Consider the following 17,830-nt stretch of genomic DNA (forward strand, 5'->3'; position numbering starts at 1 on the left):
TGACCCCGTCGCACCTCGACCGGCCGTATCCGTCACCGAGCGGTGGGCACGTCGGCATACACCTCGTCCTCCGTGCTCGAACCCGTCCATCTATCTCGGCAGGGACATCCACGCCAGCTCGATCTTCGAACCGAAGAACCCAGCAATTCTCGCGCACGCCACGGAGCTTTCCCGGTCGTGGGAAGGTCGGGTCGCCGGAACGGACCGGCTCCAGGTCTGCTCGGGCTTTCGCTGGTATTCGCGCCAGCGGGTGATCAGGCCGTGCATGTTCTGGTGGACGAATCGGGTTGCTGACCGCTCAACCCTGCGCATCGATGAAGGCCCGCACCCATCGGCGACTCGGTTGCAGATATCGGTGCCGGGCCTCCGCGAATAGTTGCGCGCTGGCGGGGCCCGGCCAGTCGTCGGGCAGCATGTCGTCGGGCAGACCCGGATCGATGTATGGGATGATCCGCCACTCGTCGAGCATCAGCGTGAAGTGTGCGAAGGCACTTCGGTCATTGCTGCCGACGTCGAGGATTCCGTGGTGCTTTTCGTAGAACGCTCGGTGTTTGGCCGCGAGATCGTCGAGATCCCACCATTGCGCGGCGGCCGCGCGCAGGGTGCCGGGCACGGTGGGGTCGGTGGCGCGAAACGAGGTCACATAGTTGTCGAGATCCAAGGCCGTGACAATGGCGGCTGCCTCGGCCGCGAGGTACTCCGGATAGATCCACAGCCCCGCCGCGACGATGCCACAGCCGATCGCGGACAGTCGTCGCCGAAGCTGGTGGCGCGCGGCGCGGTTGGACTCCGGGATGGCGTAGGACAGCAGCCGCCACGCATCGCCGGAGGTCATCTGGCGGAACCCGAAGATCCGTGGGTCGCCGCGGGCGAACATGGCCAGGGCGGCGTCGGTCAGTGCGTAACCCGCACGCCCACTGCGGGTTTCGGAATGCAGTACGCCTTTGCTCTTCAGGCGTGTGATAGCGGTGCGCGTGCTCGGTGCGGGAATGGCGAGCACGGCAAGCAGTTCGGTGAAATCGGCCACCGCGATCCAGCCGCCGAGGTCGCGGATGTACGCGCCGAGCACCGTGCGGGTGAGCGAGGTGGCGCTGCCCGGCCGTGCATCGAAATCGTCGAGCACTGCGGCTGCGAGCGACTGTTGGTCAGTGGTCATCGCGTGTCGGGTATTCCTTCGAGGTCGAGGTCGAGGTCGAGGTCGAGGTCGAGGTCTGATTCGACTCGGCTCGATCGGGCTATCCGCCGATTCGGTCAGTGTCCGGTCCAGGTGCGGACGGCGAACAGTTCCGGGAAGTAGGTGTGCTCGAGTGCGCGCTGTAGAAATCCGGCCCCGCTGGAGCCGCCTGTCCCGCTCCGTCTTCCGATGACGCGCAGCACCGTGCGCAGATGACGGAATCGCCACAGCTGGAAATTCTCCTCCAGGTCCACCAGCTCCTCGAACGTCTCGTACACCGACCAATGTTCTTCCGGCGCTTCGTAAATCGACTGCACCAGGGCGAGCAATTCGGGGTCGAGCGTGTGGGCCTCGCTGACATCGCGTGCCAGCGTCGAGCCCGGCACCTCCAGTCCGGTGCGGGCGAGATGACGCCAGAATGCGTCGTAGAGGGTCGGCTCCGGCAAGAGCGTGGCCAGCATTTCGTGCGCCTCGGGATCGGATTCGAACACTCGAAGTACCGCCGCGTTCTTATTGCCGAGGATGAATTCGATGGCACGGTACTGGTACGACTGGAACCCGGACGAGTTCCCCAGAAAATCACGGAACTGCGCGTATTCGGTGGGCGTCAACGTCGCGAGCACGGACCACTGCTCGGTCAGCGTTTTCTGGATATGTTTCACCCGCGCAATGCATTTGAGTGCGATGCCGGTCTCGTCGGCATCGAAAGCCGCACGCGCGGCGAACAATTCGTGCAGTACCAGCTTCAGCCACAGTTCGGTGGTCTGGTGCTGAATGATGAACAGCAGCTCATCGTGCTGCTCGGGTCGGCTGACCGGATGCTGCGCGCTCAGCACGGTACCGAGGTCCAGGTACGCGCCATAGCTCATGCGAGAGCTGAAATCGGTGACGATGTTGCGTTCGAGTGCGTCGCGTCGGCTGGTCATCAGCGGCCCGTTCTCCTATGGCCCCCGATTCACCGTATTACACGAATGTGACGCTCGCTAGGGTTGTGTCATATGGCGGTCCGGCGTGATCCCGGCGTCCGTGGCACCGAGGCTGGCCAGCAGGCGCAGGTTGTCATGGGATTCGGTGCCGGGTTCGGCGGACAGGACGACGAGTTCGGTGCCGGTTTCCTCGGGTAGGGCGAAGTTTTCCTGGTGTAGGTCCAGGGTGCCGACCAGGGGATGGACGAAGGATTTGCGGCCGTGGGTGCGGGAGCGGACATCGGCGCGGGCCCACAGCTTGCGGAAGCGGTCGCTGTGCACGGCGAGTTCGCCGATCAGGGCCGACAGTTTGGGATCGTCCGGATACTTGCCCGCGGCCAGGCGCAGGTGGCCGACGGTATCGCGGGTACATAGATCCCATTCCGCGTAGAGCGAGCGGCCGTCGTCGTGCAGGAAGATTTGCCGGGCGATATTCAAGCCCTTCATCGGGCTGTGTCCGTACAGCAGTTCCGCGAGCCGGTTGCCCGCGACCACATCGAGACGGTGATCGAGGATGAACGCGGGCGCATCGGGGATCAGATCCAGCACCCGCCGCAACTCAGGCCGGATGCGGACATTCGGCGCCGACTTCGCCGGACGCTGCGGTCGGCGGGCCAGCCGGTGCAGATGCTCGCGCTCCACCTCGTCGAGGCCGAGCACCCGAGCCAGCGCATCGAGGACCTGCGCGGACGGCTGCCGAGCTCGCCCCTGCTCCAAACGCACGTAGTAGTCGACGCTCACCCCGGACAGATGCGCGACCTCCTCCCGGCGCAATCCGGCTACCCGACGGCGCGAATCGGTCGGGATGCCGACGGATCCGGGATCCACCCGGGACCGCCGCGTGCGCAGGAAGTCGCTGAGCTCGTCCATCCCTCCAGTATTGCCACGGCTTCGCGGGACAAGGGTGGTCCTGTCGATACCAGGAAGTCCCGTCCGATGGAAGAAGCGTCCCTGAACAGCGGCCGATTCAACTGGCGAAGATCGAACACATCCGATCCGAAGGAGCAGCAAATGCGGACACTCATCGTCCACGCCCACCCCGAAACGCGGTCGCTCAACGGCGCACTGAAGGACATCGCGGTGACCACCCTGCGCGAAGCCGGGCACGAGGTACAGGTCAGCGACCTGTACGCGATGCGGTGGAAGTCGGCGGTCGACGCCGACGATTTCGGCGGGACGAGCGGCCCACTGCGGGTCGCCGCGGAATCCGGCCGCGCATACGACACCGGAACGCTCACCGCCGATATCGCGGCGGAGCAGGAGAAACTGCGCTGGGCCGATACCGTGATCTTCCAATTCCCACTGTGGTGGTACTCGATGCCCGCAATTCTCAAGGGTTGGTTCGACCGGGTCTTCACCTTCCACTTCGCCTATGGCGTAGGCGAACACAGCGATACCCGCTATGGCGACCGCTATGGCGAGGGCACTCTCGCGGGCAAGCGGGCGATGCTGTCGGTGACGATCGGTGGCCGCGAACCGCACTACACCGACCGCGGCATCAACGGCCCCATCGACGACCTGCTCTTCCCGATCCAGCACGGCATCCTCTACTACCCGGGCATGGACGTCCTCCCGCCGTTCGTGACCTACAGCGTGGATCGCTTCTCGCCCGAAGACTTCACCGACACCGCCAAGGCGTGGGAGCAGCGCCTGCTGTCGATCGAACAGACCGACCCGATCGCCTTCCGCACCCAGAACGGCGGCGACTACGAAATGCCCGCCCTGCGCCTGCGCGAAGGTCTGGAACCAAAGGGCCGCACGGGGTTCGGACTGCACGTTCGGGCCTGATCCGAGGGGCTCGATGTCGTCGCTCCGAGGCGAGATCGGCTAGGGCTGTGCCGATCTCGCCCGCGGACTGGCCCGATGGCGGTTGCAACCATGTATCGGTGGCGGCAAATGTCGAGAATGCCCCTTCGCCAGCGCATTCTCGTTGGTGTGAGGTCAGAGCTTGCGGTTCGGCGCTGGGGTCAGGAGGGGGTGGGCGAAGAGGTAGATCTGTTCTGCGGCATCGAATTCCGTGGTTACGGCCGCGCCGGGGGAGTCGGCCCATTCGGCGGGGACGGGCGTGCCCGGCCAGGTGTGGCCGCCGCCGAATACCCTCCATGAGGTGACCTGCGTCCCGCCGACGCCGCCGGTCATCGTGTGTCGGCCCGAGTGCTCGGTCGTGATCGTGCCACCGTCGTGCCAGCAGCGATCGAGTGCCCGCCAGTGACGAGCGGTTTCGATCAATCCCAGTGTGCGGCCGCGAGGTTCGCCGTTCATTCCGCGGTGGCGCGAGTGGCCGCCGGTGATCGGTTGAATCGGGTCGGTATCACCATTGATGAGCATCGCCGATACCGCATGGGTTGGCCGCATATCCAGCAACGCCGCCGGGAAGCCGCCGGCGACCGCGGCGAATACCGGCACTCGATCGGCGGCTTCCAATGCGAATCGGTGCGACATGAACGCGCCGTTGGATATACCGGCGACAAGTGTCCGATCCGGTGCGGTGCCGAACCGGTCGGCGCACCAATCGATTACCGCGTGCAGAAACGAAACGTCGTCCACCCCGGCCTCGTCGGCCGTTGTGATACCGCGCCCATCGGCCCAGCAGCCACCGTGACCGTCGGGATACGCGACAGCAACGCCCCATTCGTCGGCATGGGCGGCAAAACTGGTCCAGTCGTACATGATCGGCCTGGTGTACGTCCGCGCGCTACCCGAGTGATTGCCGTGCAGCACCAACACCAGCGGCGCATTCCGTCCACGCGGCGGGCGCACGGCAAAGCTGCGCGCAAGCCCGTCAACGGCCAACTCACCGGTCACCAACTCATCGCTCACCAGCCGAGGTATACCACCGCCCGCACCTCGTCCAGGTGAGGAGTTTGTCCCGGAGCCGTATCCAGTTCGATGGATGCCGCTGCGTCCGCGCACCATCGGCTGCGGCGGCACCTGTAGCCTCCGATCGCGCCACGGCAGCCATTCGCCGTGCTGGGCGGTACAGGTTGCACTGCTCGGTTTCATGCATCGACCAGATGTGCGGCGCTGCGCTGCGCCCAGCGCGCGATCGGTCCAATGCCGAGTCCAGCGGTCAGGAATATGCCGCCGAGCAGAAGCCATCCTGCCTGGCCCCGGTCGATGCAGAGCACACTGAGCAGAGCTGGGGCAGCGGCGATGAAGACGCCGGTTCCCATGCCGAAGATCCCCTGATAGCGGCCTTGTTCATGATCCGGTGCCAGCGCGAAACCGAGTTCGAATTCGCCTGCGGCGTGGGCGATCTCGCCCAATGTGTGCACTATTACCGCGACCGTCAACACCAGCATGGCGAATACCGGTGAGCCTGTTGCGCTGACGCAGAACAGCAGGCAGCCCAGCGTCAGCAGGACGGCAGCCTGGCGGGTGATCGTGATTGCGTCGGCGATGGAATCGACGCGACGGCCCGCTCGTACCTGGAGGCCGACGACGAGCAGTGTGTTCGTCAGCAGCAGCGGCGAGACCAGCCAGGCCGAAGCGGTGGTGTGGGTGAGGATCCACAGCGGCAGCGCGACGGTGAGCACCGCATACTGCAGCGACAGCACGCCGTATAACCCGGTGACGGCCAGGAACGGCAGGTCCAACCTGCCGGGGCGCACAGTATGGTCGCGGTCGGGCCGAGGCAGCGGGGGCTGTCGTGGCATACGAGCGATGACCAGCGCGGTGAGCAGGAAACTGGCGGCATCGATGAGAATCAGCACCGAATACGCTGTGCGCGTGTCGAATCGGATGGCCAAACCCGCACCGGCGGCACCCAATGCCACGCCGATATTGGTGACGGATCGCAGATAGCCGCGCAGACGCGCTCGCCCATCCCCGCCGACCCGTGCGATCAGCGCGCCGCGCACCGCTCTACTGCTCTGCTCGGCAATGCCGACCGTGGCCGCGACGACCACGAACATCGCAAAGCCGTGGACCAGGACGAGGCTGCCGGTGGCCAGCGCCTCGGCGGTCAGCGTGAGCAGGTAGATCTCGCGCGCACCGAAGCGATCGGCGAGGTGGCCGACCACCGGTCCCGCACCTAGCCCGGTCACACCCGCGATGGTCAGTCCGAATCCCACATCGGTTCCGCTCAGCCCGACCGAGCGGGTCAGAAAGAGCACAGCACCGGCGAGGTACAGGCCGTTGCCGATGGCGGTGATCAGCACCGCGCAGGCCAGTGCCCGGGCGGACCCGCTCACCACAGGACCATGGCTTGCGCGGGTCCGGGACACGGCAAATCGGCCCATTGACCACGCGGAATATCGGCGAGTGTGCCGATGAGCGCCACTGCCGTATTCGCGTGGGTGACCACGACCAGCCGACCTGTGCTCCGGGGCCGCCCGGCGCATTGGTCGAGCAGCACGGGAACGGCCCGCCGCGCCACTGCCGCCAGCCCTTCCCGGCCGTCGAATACGCCGATATCGCCGGACAGCCAGCGGGCGAACCCATCCCGGTTGGTGCTCGCGATTTGCGCCCGGGTGCGGCCTTCCCATGAGCCGAGCGATTCTTCGCGCAGCCCACTGCTGATCGTGATCTCGTCCGGGTCGAGCCCGGCAGCCAGGGCGATCGATGTAGCGGTTTGTCGTGCCCGCGCCAGGTCGCTGCTGAGGATGCGTTCCGGGAGCGGTCGACGCAGTGCCCGGCCGAGTTCGGCCGCGCGGGTCCGCCCCTCCGCTGACAGGGGGATGTCGGTATGACCGCTGAATCGCCCCGCCCGTGACCACTCGGTAGGGCCGTGCCTGGCTATGACGATCTCCCAGTCAGGTGCGGCCACCGGAGCCGCCCGAGACATCGATGGAACTGCCGGTCACATAGGTGCAGATCGGCGAAAGTAGCAGTGCCGCAACCGGAGCCACCTCCTGTGGTGTCCCGAAGCGCCCCAGCAGGATGCCCCGACGGCTGGCCTCGCCCGCGCACCACTGCTCGAACGGCTCGGCTGTCCCGGCCGCCAGGTATCGGGTGTGCTGACGGTCGGTCGCTATCGCACCGAGGCTGATCGCATTGACGAGGACCCCGGACGGTGCTAGTTCGACAGCGAGTGAGCGGGTCAGATTGGCCACTGCGGCGCGCGTCGCGCTGACGGCGGCCATGCCCGGATCGGGCGCGTGCGCGGTGACACCGTTGACGACCACCACCCGTCCGGCATCCGACTCGCACAGCGCGGGCAGCGCCGCAGTAACCAGATTCAGCACCGATCCCACCTTCACCTGGAATTGGTTGTGCCACTCCGGTTCCGGTGTCCTCAGCACACCGCCGGAGATGCCGGCTCCCGCATTGGCCAGCACTCCGTCGAGCCGTCCGAATCGTTCGAGCCCCTGTCCGACGGCCTGTTCGAGCGCCGCCGCATCCCGTACGTCGGCGGTGTGCGTCTGCAACCGGTCGGCGTGCTCAGGCGGTAGGGCGGCACGCATCTGCTCCAGCGCCGCGGTGTCTCTGGCACAGGTCGCGACCGCCGCGCCCTCGGCGAGCAGCAGCGAAACCACCGCCCGTCCGATGCCGCGGCTGCCGCCCGTGACGTAATAGGCGCGTCCGGCCAGTCCGAGATCCATCGCGGGGTCAGCACCGTCCCGTCGCGGACTCGGCTGGCAGGTGCTCGTCCAGCCACGCGACGACAGAGTCGTACACCTGTCGCACACCGAAATGGTCGTCGCCCGCCAGCAGCGCATCGACCGCATAGTCCGACACCTTCGCGGCCAGCCCGGGTCGATCATCCCGGTGGAAGCGCAGGACCCCGGGCAGATCGCAGTGCAGACCAAGGGGGAGCGATCGCGGCGACCGCGGCACCACGATATCTCCATAGCAACGGCCGGATTCAGGCATCGTGCGCTCGACCGGCACGTCGAGGCCGGCCTGTCCGAGACAGGAAGCCTGTTCCAGATCGATACCGAGCGCATCGCCGGCGATCAGGTTCAGATTGCCGCCACCGGTGCGGCAAGCGATCTCACAGAGCATCAGGCCCCGTTGCGGGTGATCGAAGAGCTCGCAATGAAAACTCATGGTCTCCTCCGGGGCGGGCAGTGCGCGCAGCAGCCGGGTGAGGTAATCACGGGCCGCCGCGACGCGCGGATCGTCGGTGTCGAGCAGCAGAATGCCATGCGGCGCCAGCTCGACCAGCGAGTGCAGGCAGGTCCGTGTGTAGGTCCCGACCATAACGGCCTCGACCTGTCCGGCTCGCATCAATCCGTCCACCGAAAGCATCGGCGCCACAACCCGTTCCTCGACGAGGTAGTCGGTGGGGTCGTCACACGACAAGGCGCGGGCATGCACCCAGGACTCGATCTCGGTTCGGTTGTACAGCTCGATGACGCCGACCGAGCCCGACCCGTCGACCGGTTTGACCACTACACCGTTGGGGTGGAGGTCCGCGAAGTCCATCAGAGTGGAAACCGAGTCGACGAGCCGGTGCTCCGGAACACGCAGCCCGCCCCGGCCCGCCAGCGATTTCATGACGAACTTGTTCCGGAACGCGGTGGCAGATGCCAGGCTCTGACCCGGAATATCGAGGTGGGCGCGCAGTTCGGCAGCACGGACGAGATCACATTCGCTCAGCGCGACGATCCGGTCGAAGGGCTGTTCGCCATGCTCGGCGGCCACCGCTTGGTCGACAGCTCGGTTGCGCTTCCAATCCGGAAAGAGGCTCGAGGTCGAGTATTGGTGTGTTCCAGCGAGAAAGGCGCGACTTGCTGGCGTGTCCTCTGCGAAAAGGCTTGTCCGGATACCGAATTTCGAAAGCCAGCGATCGTAGCGATGCGTTGTCAGCGCTTTCTTCGACAGCACCGCCACCCGGCTCGGCCGCTCGTGGATCAATTCAGCCACCGAACCCCCTCGGCCCACCAGCGCGTCGTCTCCCGGATTCGCTCTCGCACCTGTTCGGCGGTGTCGGCATGCACCGCGACCGCCGCCGCCGAGTGTGCGGCGTACTCGGGTCCGTGCGCGAATGTGCCCGCGGGCATATGCAACTCGACCTCCGTCCCGGCAACCGGGCAGGCACCAGGGGCCGGCTGGAATCGGCCGTGTCCGGGTGGGAAGAGCACCCAGCCACCGGCGCGGCGCGGCGCTGCGGGTTGCTGTGTCAGTTCGAGGCCGAGTCCGCACTGGCCGCGCAGATTCTCCCGGGACAGGTGCACCCCGAACGCTTCCCGATAGATGCGGGCGATAAGTGCACCGCCGGTTCGCGAGGCGACCTCACAGAGCACGGGCTTGCCGTGCGCCGGTATCCACGCCTCCAGATGGAAACTCGTCGGAAACGCGGGACTCGGCAATGCGCGATGGACGTCGGCGGCAAAGCTCTGCAGCAGCACCGTTCTCGGATCGTCGGGAGCGAGCAGAACGCTGGACAACTCGGACTCCGCCTGCGCCGCTTCGGCATTGCCGCTGCTGTACTGGCTCGGCCAGCAGTGCACCACCGCCCCGTCCGCGATAATGCCGTCCACATGGAAAAAGTCGCCGTCGACGTATTCCTCGGCAATCCACCGCCCGCAATGCTGTGGTGCCGCGGGCAATTCGCCCGATGCCAGGAATGCGGTGACATCGCGGCCGTCGCGCAGGATGCGCACCCCGATGGACGCGGAGCCGCGACGCGGCTTCACCACGACGGGCAATCCGGCCTCCTCGACGAACTCGATCAGGTCGGTAGGCCGATCGATGGCCCGCCGCAGGGGGACAGCCACTCCGGCCCGCGCCGCCGTATCCTTCATGATCAGCTTGTCGCGGTAGGCGTGTGCGGATTCCAGTGTCTGCCCTGGTAATCCGAGCCGACCGCGCAGCCGCGCACTGCGCAGCACATCGTCCTCACTCGAACTGGCGACGAGACCGATTCGGTGTTCGCGCGCTGCGCATTCGGCTGTCCACTCCGTGGACCACGATTGGTAATCCGATACGGTCCGGCAATCGCGAAACCGGTCGCGCACGTCCGCGCCGATATCCGCCAACGCCCCGGGCACGGTGACGAGAACGGTATCGGTCACGACCTCCGCGAGCCACTCGTGCAGCGGGCGCTCGATGAGCGGTTTGCGCGAGAGCAACAAGATCCGCTGCGGCGCAGACTCATTCGGCATTGACGACAGCCAGTGGCAACAGTGTTGCCGGTTTCCACTCGGGCGCGGGGTTCACCACCCCGGTCGGGGACGACCAGTTCAGCCGGGCTGGGCACGACGCGACACCGTGGGCGTCCATAATCCGCGGATACAACTCGCGGCGACGCTGCACGCACGCGAGCAGGCCTCCGTCCTCGGGAAACCAGCTGCCCAGGTATTCGTCGGAGAAATTGCAGACGAGCGCATGGCCGCAGGGCTCGCAGTAGATCTTGGCCACATTGGCGCAATCCTTGACCGTGAATCCCAGGTTCCGTGCGGGCGGATAGCAGGAGACGGTCACCTCCGGACCGCCGGGCTGTTGGACTTCGTCGTAGAGCTCTTCCATGATTCCGGTGAACCGATCGAACAGTACCGAGGGGCTCAGGCTCAGCTCGGTCTGATTGGCCGCCGCGAGTCCGGACGGAATCCAGGGCTTGATCTGCACGACATCGACGCCGATCTCGCGCATGATGCGATAGATCTTCGGTGCCTCGTCGAAGTTGTGCTTGCCGAGCCCGATTCGAATGAACACCCACAGACCGGCCGCCTTGGCCAGCTCGATGTTGCGCAGGATCAGTTCGGCGTCATCGGATTTCGAGCCCTTCATCAGGGCCGCAAGCCGCGCGGCATCGGCAGTGTTGTAGGTGACCTTCACCCCGGACAACTTCATATCGACCAGTCGGGCGATCCGCTTCTCGTTCAGCAACGTGCCGTTGGTCACCAGGCGTGTGGTGATGCCGCGTTCACCCAGCGGGCGAAAGACCTCCTCGACCAGATCCAGTGCCATCAAGGGCTCACCGCCGGTGCCGTAGACCGCCTCGGGCCGTTCCGGCTCGGTGGGCGAATCGATCCAGTCGAACAGCGACTGCGCGAAGCGCCCAGTGTCCAACGGATTCAACCGTTTCCCGATGTAGTCCTCGTTCACACAGAAGATGCACGACCGATTGCAGCCGTCGAGAAATTTGACTTCGACGCCGTCGACGGGAAGGTAACCGGCCAAGTCGGTCTGCGGGAAGTTCTTCACCCGGAACTTGCGATATCTATCCGGAATCGGGTCCCGCTCGCTGGCCATCACGATATCTCCTCTGCTGGAGTCGATTTCGCAGTCGCTGCGCCCCGCAGACGGCCGCCCACTCGAGGCTGTGACTCGCAAAAGCATTGGGGTGCAAGGAAAGCAGGCCCATTTCGAGCCAGGAGAGATTGTCCGTCATCGGCTCGATGACGGTTCTTCCCCGCACTGAGAAATCGGGTACAGAGGGTGTCGCGATTCGGTGTGGTCGATCGACCTACTGCGGAGTCTGCTCGGCGTTCATGGGAAGTCGCGGATCGATCGCCATATCGGTCCAGGTGCCGCGCAGCCACGTCTGCGCCGGGTCGTCGCTGATCCGCCAGGCCCGTTCCGGTCCGGGGCCCGCCATGATGTTCAGGTAGTACATGTGATACCCGGGCGCGGCGATGGACGGGCCGTGGTAGCCGTGCGGCACCAGTACCACATCGCCGTCGTGCACCTCCTCGAGCACATCGATCGGCCGCTCGACGGTCCCGTACACACGGTGGAACCCGAAGCCCGGCGAATCGTCGGCGCCACGGGCGAATTCGAAGTAGTAGATCTCCTCGAGCGGCGTCTCGGTATCGGAGAGCTCATCGTGTTTGTGCGCCGGATACGACGACCAGTTCCCGCCCGGGGTGATCACCTCGCAGGCGATGATCGAATCGGCCTCGAAGGTGTCCGCGGTCGCGAAATTGTGCACCTGGCGACTGCAATTGCCCGCACCGCGCAACTCCACGACCACCTCGGCGGCGGGCACATAGCGGAACGGCAGCTGCTGCTCGGCACGCGCGCCACCGAGCGCGAATCGCCCACCGTCGGTACTGGTTACGGTGTAGGCGCTGTCCCGTCCGATGTAGGCGAAATCGGTCGGGCCGTCGAAAACACTGTCGCGCCCGGCTAATTCGAACGATTCGGCAGCACTGGTCACGGTGCACGAACCGGATAGCGGAACCACCACGATCTCGTCGGCATGGCTGTGCGTGCGATGCGATTGCCCCGGCGCGAGCTCGATGACGTGCAGGCTGGCGTGATCCCACCCCGCCGCCTCCTGGGTGAGCGCCACCGTGTACGGCGCGCGATAGGTGCGGGCGGCGGGTACGTAATGCTTGCTGTGCATCGCGATCACCGCACCAGCGATACGGCCGTATCGACCGCGCCCGCGACATCGTCATCCGGCGGATACAGCAGCGCACGGCCCACAATGAGGCCCCGAACACCCGGCAGCGCAAGGGCTTTCGCCCAGCGCGCGTAGGTTTCGGCCGGGCTGGTCTGCGGGTCGCCGCCGAGCAGCAGGGTGGGCAGGGTGGTGGCGTCCATGACTCTCTCCATCTCCGCGACGACGGGTAGTTTCAGCCAGGTGTAGGCGGAGGTGGAGCCCAATCCCTGCGCCAGGTGCACGCTCTTGATGACCGCATCCGGTGACAGATCGTTGACCACCTTGGTCCCCGGCCCATCGGGCCGATGCGATATGAACGGCTCGAGCATCGCGGCCAAACCGAGCGCGGCGAGCTCATCGATGGCGACGGCGCTCGCGGTCATCATCGACAGCGTGCCCGGATCGGTGAGATCGAACCGGTTGAGCATCTTCGCGCCGTTGAGTCCGGCCGCGGCGGTCGCCCGCGCGGTATAACCGGTCATCCGGTCGTCGAGTTCGAAATCCGCGCCCGCGATGCCACCGCGGTTCATGGAGCTGAAGACGACCTTGTCCTCGAGCGCGCCGAGCAGCAGCAGATCCTCGATGATGTCCGCGGTGCCGAGCACACCGTCCACGCCCGGCCGGGCCAATGCCGTGACCAGCCGGTCCAGCAGTTCCCTGCGGCTGTTCATGGCGTAGGGGTTGCCCGAGGCCGACAGCGCTCCGCGGGCCGGGTGGTCGGCGGCGATGATCATCAACCGGCCGTCGCCGCGCACCAGACCCCGACGGGTCCGCGTGGCGAAGGCTCTGGCGATGGCGCCGGGATCGGCCGCACGCAACTCGGTCAGCTCGGCATAGGACCGCACTCCTTCGCCACCCCTCATCGAATCGCCGCGCGACGCCACCCTCATTTCCGGGCCTTTCCAATCAATGACAGCGCGACGAGATCGTCGATTTCGGCGCTGGTCGGCATGGCGGTGGAGCATTCGAGCCGGGCGGCCACAATGGCCCCGGCGGCATTGGCGCGGTGCAGGATGGTCTCCAGCTCCCATCCGGCCAGCAGGCCGTGACACAGGCTGCCGCCGAAGGCATCGCCCGCGCCGAGGCCGTTGCGCACCTCGACGGTGGCCGGGGGCACCACGACGGATTCGTGGCGGGTCTTGCCGAGCACCCCATCCGGTCCCTGTTTGACGACGGCCAGTTCGACACCCAGATCCAGCAGCGCGTCGGCGGCCCGATGCGGATCGGTCTCGCCGACGGCGATGCGGCACTCCTCGCGGTTACCGACCGCGACCGTGACCTGGGTCAGCGCCTCGCGTACCTGTGCGCGGGCCTGTTCCTCACCGGCCCAGAACATCGGCCGGTAGTCCAGATCGAGTACGGTGAGCGGCCGCCGTTCCCGGATCGACCACGCATCGAAATGCGCTGCACGAGAAGGCTCTTGGGACAGGCCGGTGACAGTCGACCAGTACACGCCCGCACCGCGGATGATATCGGGATCCACTTGGCCGCCGGTGATCTGCAGGTCCGGCGCGCTGGGTTCGCGGTAGAAGTACAGCGGGAAATCGTCCGGCGGGAAGATCTCGCAGAAGGTCACCGGGGTCGGCAGGTGATCGGTGGTCTGCACGAGGGCATCGGATACGCCGAGCCGGACCAGTTCGCGCCGCACGTACCGACCGAAGGGATCGGTGCCGACGCCGGACCACAGCGCGGTGCGCCGACCGAGCCGCGCGGCCGCGACAGCGACATTGGCGGCACTGCCACCGAGGAACTTGCCGAAAGTCTCGACATCTTCCAGCCCCACTCCGGATTGGAGCGGGTAGATGTCGACGCCGACCCGACCGGTCGACACGACCTCGAATTGAGCGTTCACAGGCTGACTCCAGGGTTCGGGCCTCGGGGGCGGGCATAGCCGCGTATCCAGACTGTGCGCCCGTCGTACCCGCTTGTCAAGACTTTGTCAGGACATACTTACTTACGGACATATTAACAAGAACTGTTCGTTGTGATTTACAGTGGAAGAAATTGGCGCTCACCTGCGCCCGCTCGCCCCGAGGAGCCGACGATGCCCGCGCCACTGGATGTCGCGATCGACCGCTCGAGCCCGGTCCCGCTGTATTTCCAACTGGCACAGGGGATCGAGAACGCGATCCTGGAAGGTCGGCTCGCCCCGGGGGATCGCCTCGAGAACGAGCTCGACCTGGCCAAACGGCTCAATCTGTCGCGGCCGACGACAAGGCAGGCAATCCAGGCACTGGTCGACAAGGGGCTGTTGATGCGCAGGCGCGGGGTGGGCACTCAGGTGGTGCAGAACCAGGTGCGTCGGCCGGTCGAATTGACCAGTCTGTACGACGATCTGCTCACCGCAGGTCAGGAACCGACCACCGAACTGCTCGATTATCAGCTCGGCACTCCGGATCCCGATATCGCCGAGGAACTCGGCGTGTCCGAGGACGCCCGCTTCGTGACCTTCCGCAGGCTGCGCCGTGCCGGGAGTGAGCCGCTGGCCGTCATGACCAATTACGTGCCCGCCGAATTCGCACCCGCGCCCGACCAGCTCGAACTGCATGGTTTCTATGAATGCCTGCGGGCCAAGGGAATTCACATCGCGCTCGCGCGCCAGCGGATCGGTGCGCGCGGTGCGACCAGGGCCGAGGCGCAACTGCTCGACGAGCGAACGAACGCGCCGCTGCTGACCATGCAGCGGGTCGCCTTCGATGATTCCGGGCGTCCGATCGAAATGGGCAGGCATGTGTACCGGGCCTCGCGGCATTTCTTCGATACCACGGTGCTGAGCCGCTGACGTGTATCACCCACTTCCTGGCCTGCGTCTGCCGCGGATCCGGGCGAGCGCCGTACGCAGCGGCGTCACGTGGATGCCGTGCTCGGCCAGATGCCTGCGGGTCTTCAACCGGGTGATCAGCACACCGGTGATGGCGATCAGCCAGATCGGGTATTGAACCAGCCACGCCAGGCGGAACGACGAGAAGCTGTATCCGCCTGCGTGATCGAGCACGATGCCCATGGTCTCGATGACCAGCAGGGTCGCCAGAAAGCCGCCGATATTCACCATGCCCTGTGCGGTGCCGAGCACGGTATTCGGATTGAACATGCGGGCGTAGTCGAATCCGATCATCGAGCCGGGGCCCCCGACCGAGATGACCACGACCAGCAGTACCAGCAGCCAGATCGGGGCGGGTTCGTTGCGCATCAGCACTACCGTCCAGACGGTGGCATTGGCGCACATGATGGTCAGCACCAGCCACGATCGGCGCAGTGGATAGCGGGCACTGAGGATGCCGAGTATCGGTCCGGCGGCGATCGCCGCGCCTACCGAAACCGTCAGCAGCAGACCCGCACTGGACTGCGACAACCGTTGCGCCGAAACGAGATACGGGACGCCCCACATCAATGCGAAGGTGGTGATGGAGAACTGGGTGCCCATATGGGTGAAGAAGCCGAGCCGGGTGCCGGGATGCGTCCATACCGCGCGGATCTGGGCACCGACCTCGCGCAGTCGGGTCGGTGCGTCGGTCGTGGTCTCGCCCGGCGGTTTATCTCTGATCAGCGTCGCGGCCAGGACCGCGAACAGCACGCCGAGCGCAGCGGCGGACAGGTAAGCGGGCGGCCAGCCCGCGGAGTGCAGCACCGCCAAGAACGGCAGGGCCGAGAGCACTTGGCCGAACTGCCCGAGTATGCCGGTGAGTTGGGAAATCAGCGGCACCCGCCGCGGTGCGAACCAGTGCGGAACCAGCCGCAGTACCGAGATGAACGTGAACGCGTCACCGGTACCGACCAGCACCCGGCCCGCAATCGCCAACGGAAGCAATTCCGTTGACGCCAGCACGCCCTGCCCGAGCGCCATGATCGCGGCACCGGTAACGATCATCGCCCGCGAGCCGAACCGATCCAGCATCAACCCCGCCGGAATCTGCATCCCCGCATACACGATGACCTGCAGCACAACGAATCCAGACAATGTCGCGGGACTGGCGTGGTACCGCTCGGCGGCAGCCAATCCGGAAACACCGAACGAGGTTCGCTGCAATACCGCGATCATGTACGCGGCAACACCGACCCCCCAAATCCAATAAGCCCGCGTCGTGTGCACCTACGCAGCGTAGTTCCCGCTATCCGCCGTTCAGATGCTCGCCGGGTTGGGTCGGTTAGGTCTACCCTTCCGCGGCTGCCTTGCTGTCCGCGTTGACTGGGGTTTCGGAGCGGCTCGCCATGTGCACGAGGATGAGTCCGACGGCCGCGAGGAGGAAGTTCTGCAGTGCCGCCGACGTGGCATTCACTTGTTTGTTCGCCCACATCCGGAACCACTCGCCGCCGATGGTGAGGAAGCCGCCCGCGAACAGCAGCACGGCCATGGTCCAGCCGAGACTCGACAACTTCGCTGCGAGTGCGGTTCTGGCGGAATTCCGGCCGAACAGTGCCCACCAGCCGGTCGCCGCCCCCGCGAGCAGCACGAAGCCGGTCAGATACTCCCAGGTCACGATGAGGATGTAGGCGATAAGGACGACCGTGCTGTTGGTGATGGCATGCCAGTCGACACCGGAGTGGTGGATCGTGGCTTGCATCGACAGCACCGCCTGCACACCGCGCCGGTTGGTATCGGTGTCGATGCAGTTGGTGACCGCGACGATCAGGTAGTACAACGCGGTGATCGATGCCAGCACCGTCACGGCCGTATCCCGGCTCCCGGCCACATCCAGGAATCGCTTACCACTCAGACCCATATCCGCCACCTCGGTCGATCTGGCACAAGATTCGAGACCGCCGCTCGGCACCTCGAACCGACAGCCCAAGTCATCATACTTCACTTCGCATGATTCGAAATGCCTTGTTTCGCAAGGTATCCAGCCCCTGATCAAGATCAGGTGGCAGTGCGGGCGGTAGCTTCTCGGACCGATGCCGCCATAGATTCCACCTGATCTTGATCGGGGGTTGTTGTGGCGGATTCGGTGGTTGCGGCAGTTCGACATGGGGCGAGTTATTGCGACCAGTTGCTGATGGCGACGGAGCGCGGCGGTGGATTTTCGAGTCCACCGCCGCGCGGTCGCTTATTGGGATGGGTTGGGCTGCAATGGATTACTGGCCGGGCTGGCACTGCGGTGGAGGGCCCTGCGGGTGGTCGCCGGGGGGCGGGCCGTCCGGGTGGTCGCCAGGGGGCGGGCCTTGGTGGTCGCCGGGGGGCGGGCCGTCCGGGTGGTCGCCGGGCGGCGGGCCCTGCGGGTGATCGCCAGGAGGCTGGCACTGCTGTCCGGGCACCGGTCCCTGGGGTCCGTCGGCGCTCGCCGCACCGGCTCCGATGCCGAGCATGCCGAGCGCGACGGCACCGGCCGCCGCGGTCACTGCCAGCTTCGATGTGAAACTCATCTGCGTTCCTCCTGTTGTCGGATCAGATCCGAAACCGTCGGCCCGCTTCTCCGG

At 65.9% G+C, this 17,830-nt stretch carries 18 protein-coding genes; 2 read left to right on the top strand and 16 right to left on the bottom strand.

All coding sequences use genetic code 11. The features are described from left to right. Positions 1 to 298: 298 nt before the first annotated feature. The 3 genes from ACQPZ2_RS13770 to ACQPZ2_RS13780 form a co-directional block, all read right to left on the bottom strand. Complete coding sequence (locus tag ACQPZ2_RS13770) at positions 299 to 1,156, bottom strand: PaaX family transcriptional regulator (protein ID WP_433525883.1); 858 nt, start codon at positions 1,154 to 1,156, stop codon at positions 299 to 301. Between the two features lie 95 nt (positions 1,157 to 1,251). Beyond that, positions 1,252 to 2,100: a tryptophan 2,3-dioxygenase gene (locus tag ACQPZ2_RS13775; protein ID WP_433525884.1), complete on the bottom strand. Its 849-nt coding sequence runs from the start codon at positions 2,098 to 2,100 to the stop codon at positions 1,252 to 1,254. A 57-nt stretch (positions 2,101 to 2,157) separates the two neighbouring features. Next, entirely contained in the window at positions 2,158 to 3,009 is an 852-nt protein-coding gene (locus tag ACQPZ2_RS13780; RefSeq protein ID WP_433525885.1) for a helix-turn-helix transcriptional regulator, read from the bottom strand. A gap of 141 nt (positions 3,010 to 3,150) precedes the next feature. On the opposite strand from ACQPZ2_RS13780, the gene ACQPZ2_RS13785 reads away from it, so the two are divergent. Beyond that, complete coding sequence (locus tag ACQPZ2_RS13785) at positions 3,151 to 3,927, top strand: NAD(P)H-dependent oxidoreductase (protein WP_433525886.1); 777 nt, start codon at positions 3,151 to 3,153, stop codon at positions 3,925 to 3,927. A gap of 153 nt (positions 3,928 to 4,080) precedes the next feature. Here the strand turns inward: ACQPZ2_RS13785 and ACQPZ2_RS13790 are convergent, their stop codons facing one another. The 10 genes from ACQPZ2_RS13790 to iolC all read right to left on the bottom strand — a co-directional run bounded on the left by ACQPZ2_RS13790 (position 4,081) and on the right by iolC (position 14,267). Next, positions 4,081 to 4,959, bottom strand: a complete 879-nt coding sequence (locus ACQPZ2_RS13790; protein WP_433525887.1) for an alpha/beta hydrolase family esterase — start codon at positions 4,957 to 4,959, stop codon at positions 4,081 to 4,083. Between the two features lie 179 nt (positions 4,960 to 5,138). Then, positions 5,139 to 6,332, bottom strand: a complete 1,194-nt coding sequence (locus ACQPZ2_RS13795; RefSeq protein ID WP_433525888.1) for an MFS transporter — start codon at positions 6,330 to 6,332, stop codon at positions 5,139 to 5,141. Continuing rightward, positions 6,329 to 6,907: a histidine phosphatase family protein gene (locus tag ACQPZ2_RS13800; protein ID WP_433525889.1), complete on the bottom strand. Its 579-nt coding sequence runs from the start codon at positions 6,905 to 6,907 to the stop codon at positions 6,329 to 6,331. The genes ACQPZ2_RS13795 and ACQPZ2_RS13800 overlap by 4 nt, the downstream gene beginning before the upstream one ends. After that, entirely contained in the window at positions 6,894 to 7,682 is a 789-nt protein-coding gene (locus ACQPZ2_RS13805; protein ID WP_433525890.1) for an SDR family oxidoreductase, read from the bottom strand. The genes ACQPZ2_RS13800 and ACQPZ2_RS13805 overlap by 14 nt, the downstream gene beginning before the upstream one ends. Positions 7,683 to 7,689: 7 nt before the next feature. Beyond that, positions 7,690 to 8,949 (bottom strand): ATP-grasp domain-containing protein, encoded by a 1,260-nt coding sequence (locus ACQPZ2_RS13810; protein WP_433525891.1) that lies wholly within the window; start codon positions 8,947 to 8,949, stop codon positions 7,690 to 7,692. Continuing rightward, positions 8,937 to 10,190 (bottom strand): ATP-grasp domain-containing protein, encoded by a 1,254-nt coding sequence (locus ACQPZ2_RS13815; protein ID WP_433525892.1) that lies wholly within the window; start codon positions 10,188 to 10,190, stop codon positions 8,937 to 8,939. The genes ACQPZ2_RS13810 and ACQPZ2_RS13815 overlap by 13 nt, the downstream gene beginning before the upstream one ends. Then, positions 10,180 to 11,280: a radical SAM protein gene (locus ACQPZ2_RS13820; RefSeq protein ID WP_433525893.1), complete on the bottom strand. Its 1,101-nt coding sequence runs from the start codon at positions 11,278 to 11,280 to the stop codon at positions 10,180 to 10,182. The genes ACQPZ2_RS13815 and ACQPZ2_RS13820 overlap by 11 nt, the downstream gene beginning before the upstream one ends. Positions 11,281 to 11,494: 214 nt before the next feature. Then, positions 11,495 to 12,376 (bottom strand): 5-deoxy-glucuronate isomerase, encoded by an 882-nt coding sequence (gene iolB, locus ACQPZ2_RS13825; protein ID WP_433525894.1) that lies wholly within the window; start codon positions 12,374 to 12,376, stop codon positions 11,495 to 11,497. A gap of 5 nt (positions 12,377 to 12,381) precedes the next feature. After that, entirely contained in the window at positions 12,382 to 13,305 is a 924-nt protein-coding gene (locus ACQPZ2_RS13830; protein WP_433525895.1) for a Cgl0159 family (beta/alpha)8-fold protein, read from the bottom strand. Beyond that, positions 13,302 to 14,267 carry a 5-dehydro-2-deoxygluconokinase gene (gene iolC / locus ACQPZ2_RS13835; RefSeq protein ID WP_433525896.1) on the bottom strand — a complete coding sequence of 322 codons (966 nt, stop codon included), beginning with the start codon at positions 14,265 to 14,267 and terminating at the stop codon, positions 13,302 to 13,304. Before iolC ends, ACQPZ2_RS13830 begins: the two co-directional genes overlap by 4 nt. 192 nt (positions 14,268 to 14,459) lie before the next feature. Here iolC and ACQPZ2_RS13840 point away from each other — a divergent pair, with 192 nt between their 5' ends. Beyond that, complete coding sequence (locus tag ACQPZ2_RS13840) at positions 14,460 to 15,197, top strand: GntR family transcriptional regulator (protein ID WP_433525897.1); 738 nt, start codon at positions 14,460 to 14,462, stop codon at positions 15,195 to 15,197. A 6-nt stretch (positions 15,198 to 15,203) separates the two neighbouring features. Here ACQPZ2_RS13840 and ACQPZ2_RS13845 read toward each other — a convergent pair whose 3' ends face one another. The 3 genes from ACQPZ2_RS13845 to ACQPZ2_RS13855 all read right to left on the bottom strand — a co-directional run bounded on the left by ACQPZ2_RS13845 (position 15,204) and on the right by ACQPZ2_RS13855 (position 17,776). Then, on the bottom strand, positions 15,204 to 16,454 hold the full coding sequence (locus tag ACQPZ2_RS13845) for an MFS transporter (protein ID WP_433527416.1): 1,251 nt from the start codon (positions 16,452 to 16,454) through the stop codon (positions 15,204 to 15,206). Between the two features lie 112 nt (positions 16,455 to 16,566). Next, positions 16,567 to 17,136: a DUF2165 domain-containing protein gene (locus ACQPZ2_RS13850; protein WP_433525898.1), complete on the bottom strand. Its 570-nt coding sequence runs from the start codon at positions 17,134 to 17,136 to the stop codon at positions 16,567 to 16,569. A gap of 352 nt (positions 17,137 to 17,488) precedes the next feature. Further along, a complete protein-coding gene (locus ACQPZ2_RS13855) occupies positions 17,489 to 17,776 on the bottom strand; it encodes a hypothetical protein (protein ID WP_327100760.1) in 288 nt (95 codons plus the stop codon). Between the last annotated feature and the right edge of the window lie 54 nt (positions 17,777 to 17,830).

Source organism: Nocardia pseudovaccinii, from assembly GCF_050942345.1.
In the GTDB taxonomy this organism is placed as follows: domain Bacteria; phylum Actinomycetota; class Actinomycetes; order Mycobacteriales; family Mycobacteriaceae; genus Nocardia; species Nocardia pseudovaccinii.

Coding starts and splice junctions, on each gene's coding strand:
- ACQPZ2_RS13780 (WP_433525885.1), bottom strand. CDS start 3,009: ATGGACGAGCTCAGCGACTTCCTGCGCACGCGGCGGTCCCGGGTGGAT.
- ACQPZ2_RS13805 (WP_433525890.1), bottom strand. CDS start 7,682: ATGGATCTCGGACTGGCCGGACGCGCCTATTACGTCACGGGCGGCAGC.
- ACQPZ2_RS13820 (WP_433525893.1), bottom strand. CDS start 11,280: ATGGCCAGCGAGCGGGACCCGATTCCGGATAGATATCGCAAGTTCCGG.
- ACQPZ2_RS13850 (WP_433525898.1), bottom strand. CDS start 17,136: ATGGGTCTGAGTGGTAAGCGATTCCTGGATGTGGCCGGGAGCCGGGAT.
- ACQPZ2_RS13855 (WP_327100760.1), bottom strand. CDS start 17,776: ATGAGTTTCACATCGAAGCTGGCAGTGACCGCGGCGGCCGGTGCCGTC.
- ACQPZ2_RS13830 (WP_433525895.1), bottom strand. CDS start 13,305: ATGAGGGTGGCGTCGCGCGGCGATTCGATGAGGGGTGGCGAAGGAGTG.
- ACQPZ2_RS13815 (WP_433525892.1), bottom strand. CDS start 10,190: ATGCCGAATGAGTCTGCGCCGCAGCGGATCTTGTTGCTCTCGCGCAAA.
- ACQPZ2_RS13770 (WP_433525883.1), bottom strand. CDS start 1,156: ATGACCACTGACCAACAGTCGCTCGCAGCCGCAGTGCTCGACGATTTC.
- iolB (WP_433525894.1), bottom strand. CDS start 12,376: ATGCACAGCAAGCATTACGTACCCGCCGCCCGCACCTATCGCGCGCCG.
- ACQPZ2_RS13785 (WP_433525886.1), top strand. CDS start 3,151: ATGCGGACACTCATCGTCCACGCCCACCCCGAAACGCGGTCGCTCAAC.
- ACQPZ2_RS13775 (WP_433525884.1), bottom strand. CDS start 2,100: ATGACCAGCCGACGCGACGCACTCGAACGCAACATCGTCACCGATTTC.
- ACQPZ2_RS13840 (WP_433525897.1), top strand. CDS start 14,460: ATGCCCGCGCCACTGGATGTCGCGATCGACCGCTCGAGCCCGGTCCCG.
- ACQPZ2_RS13845 (WP_433527416.1), bottom strand. CDS start 16,454: ATGATCGCGGTATTGCAGCGAACCTCGTTCGGTGTTTCCGGATTGGCT.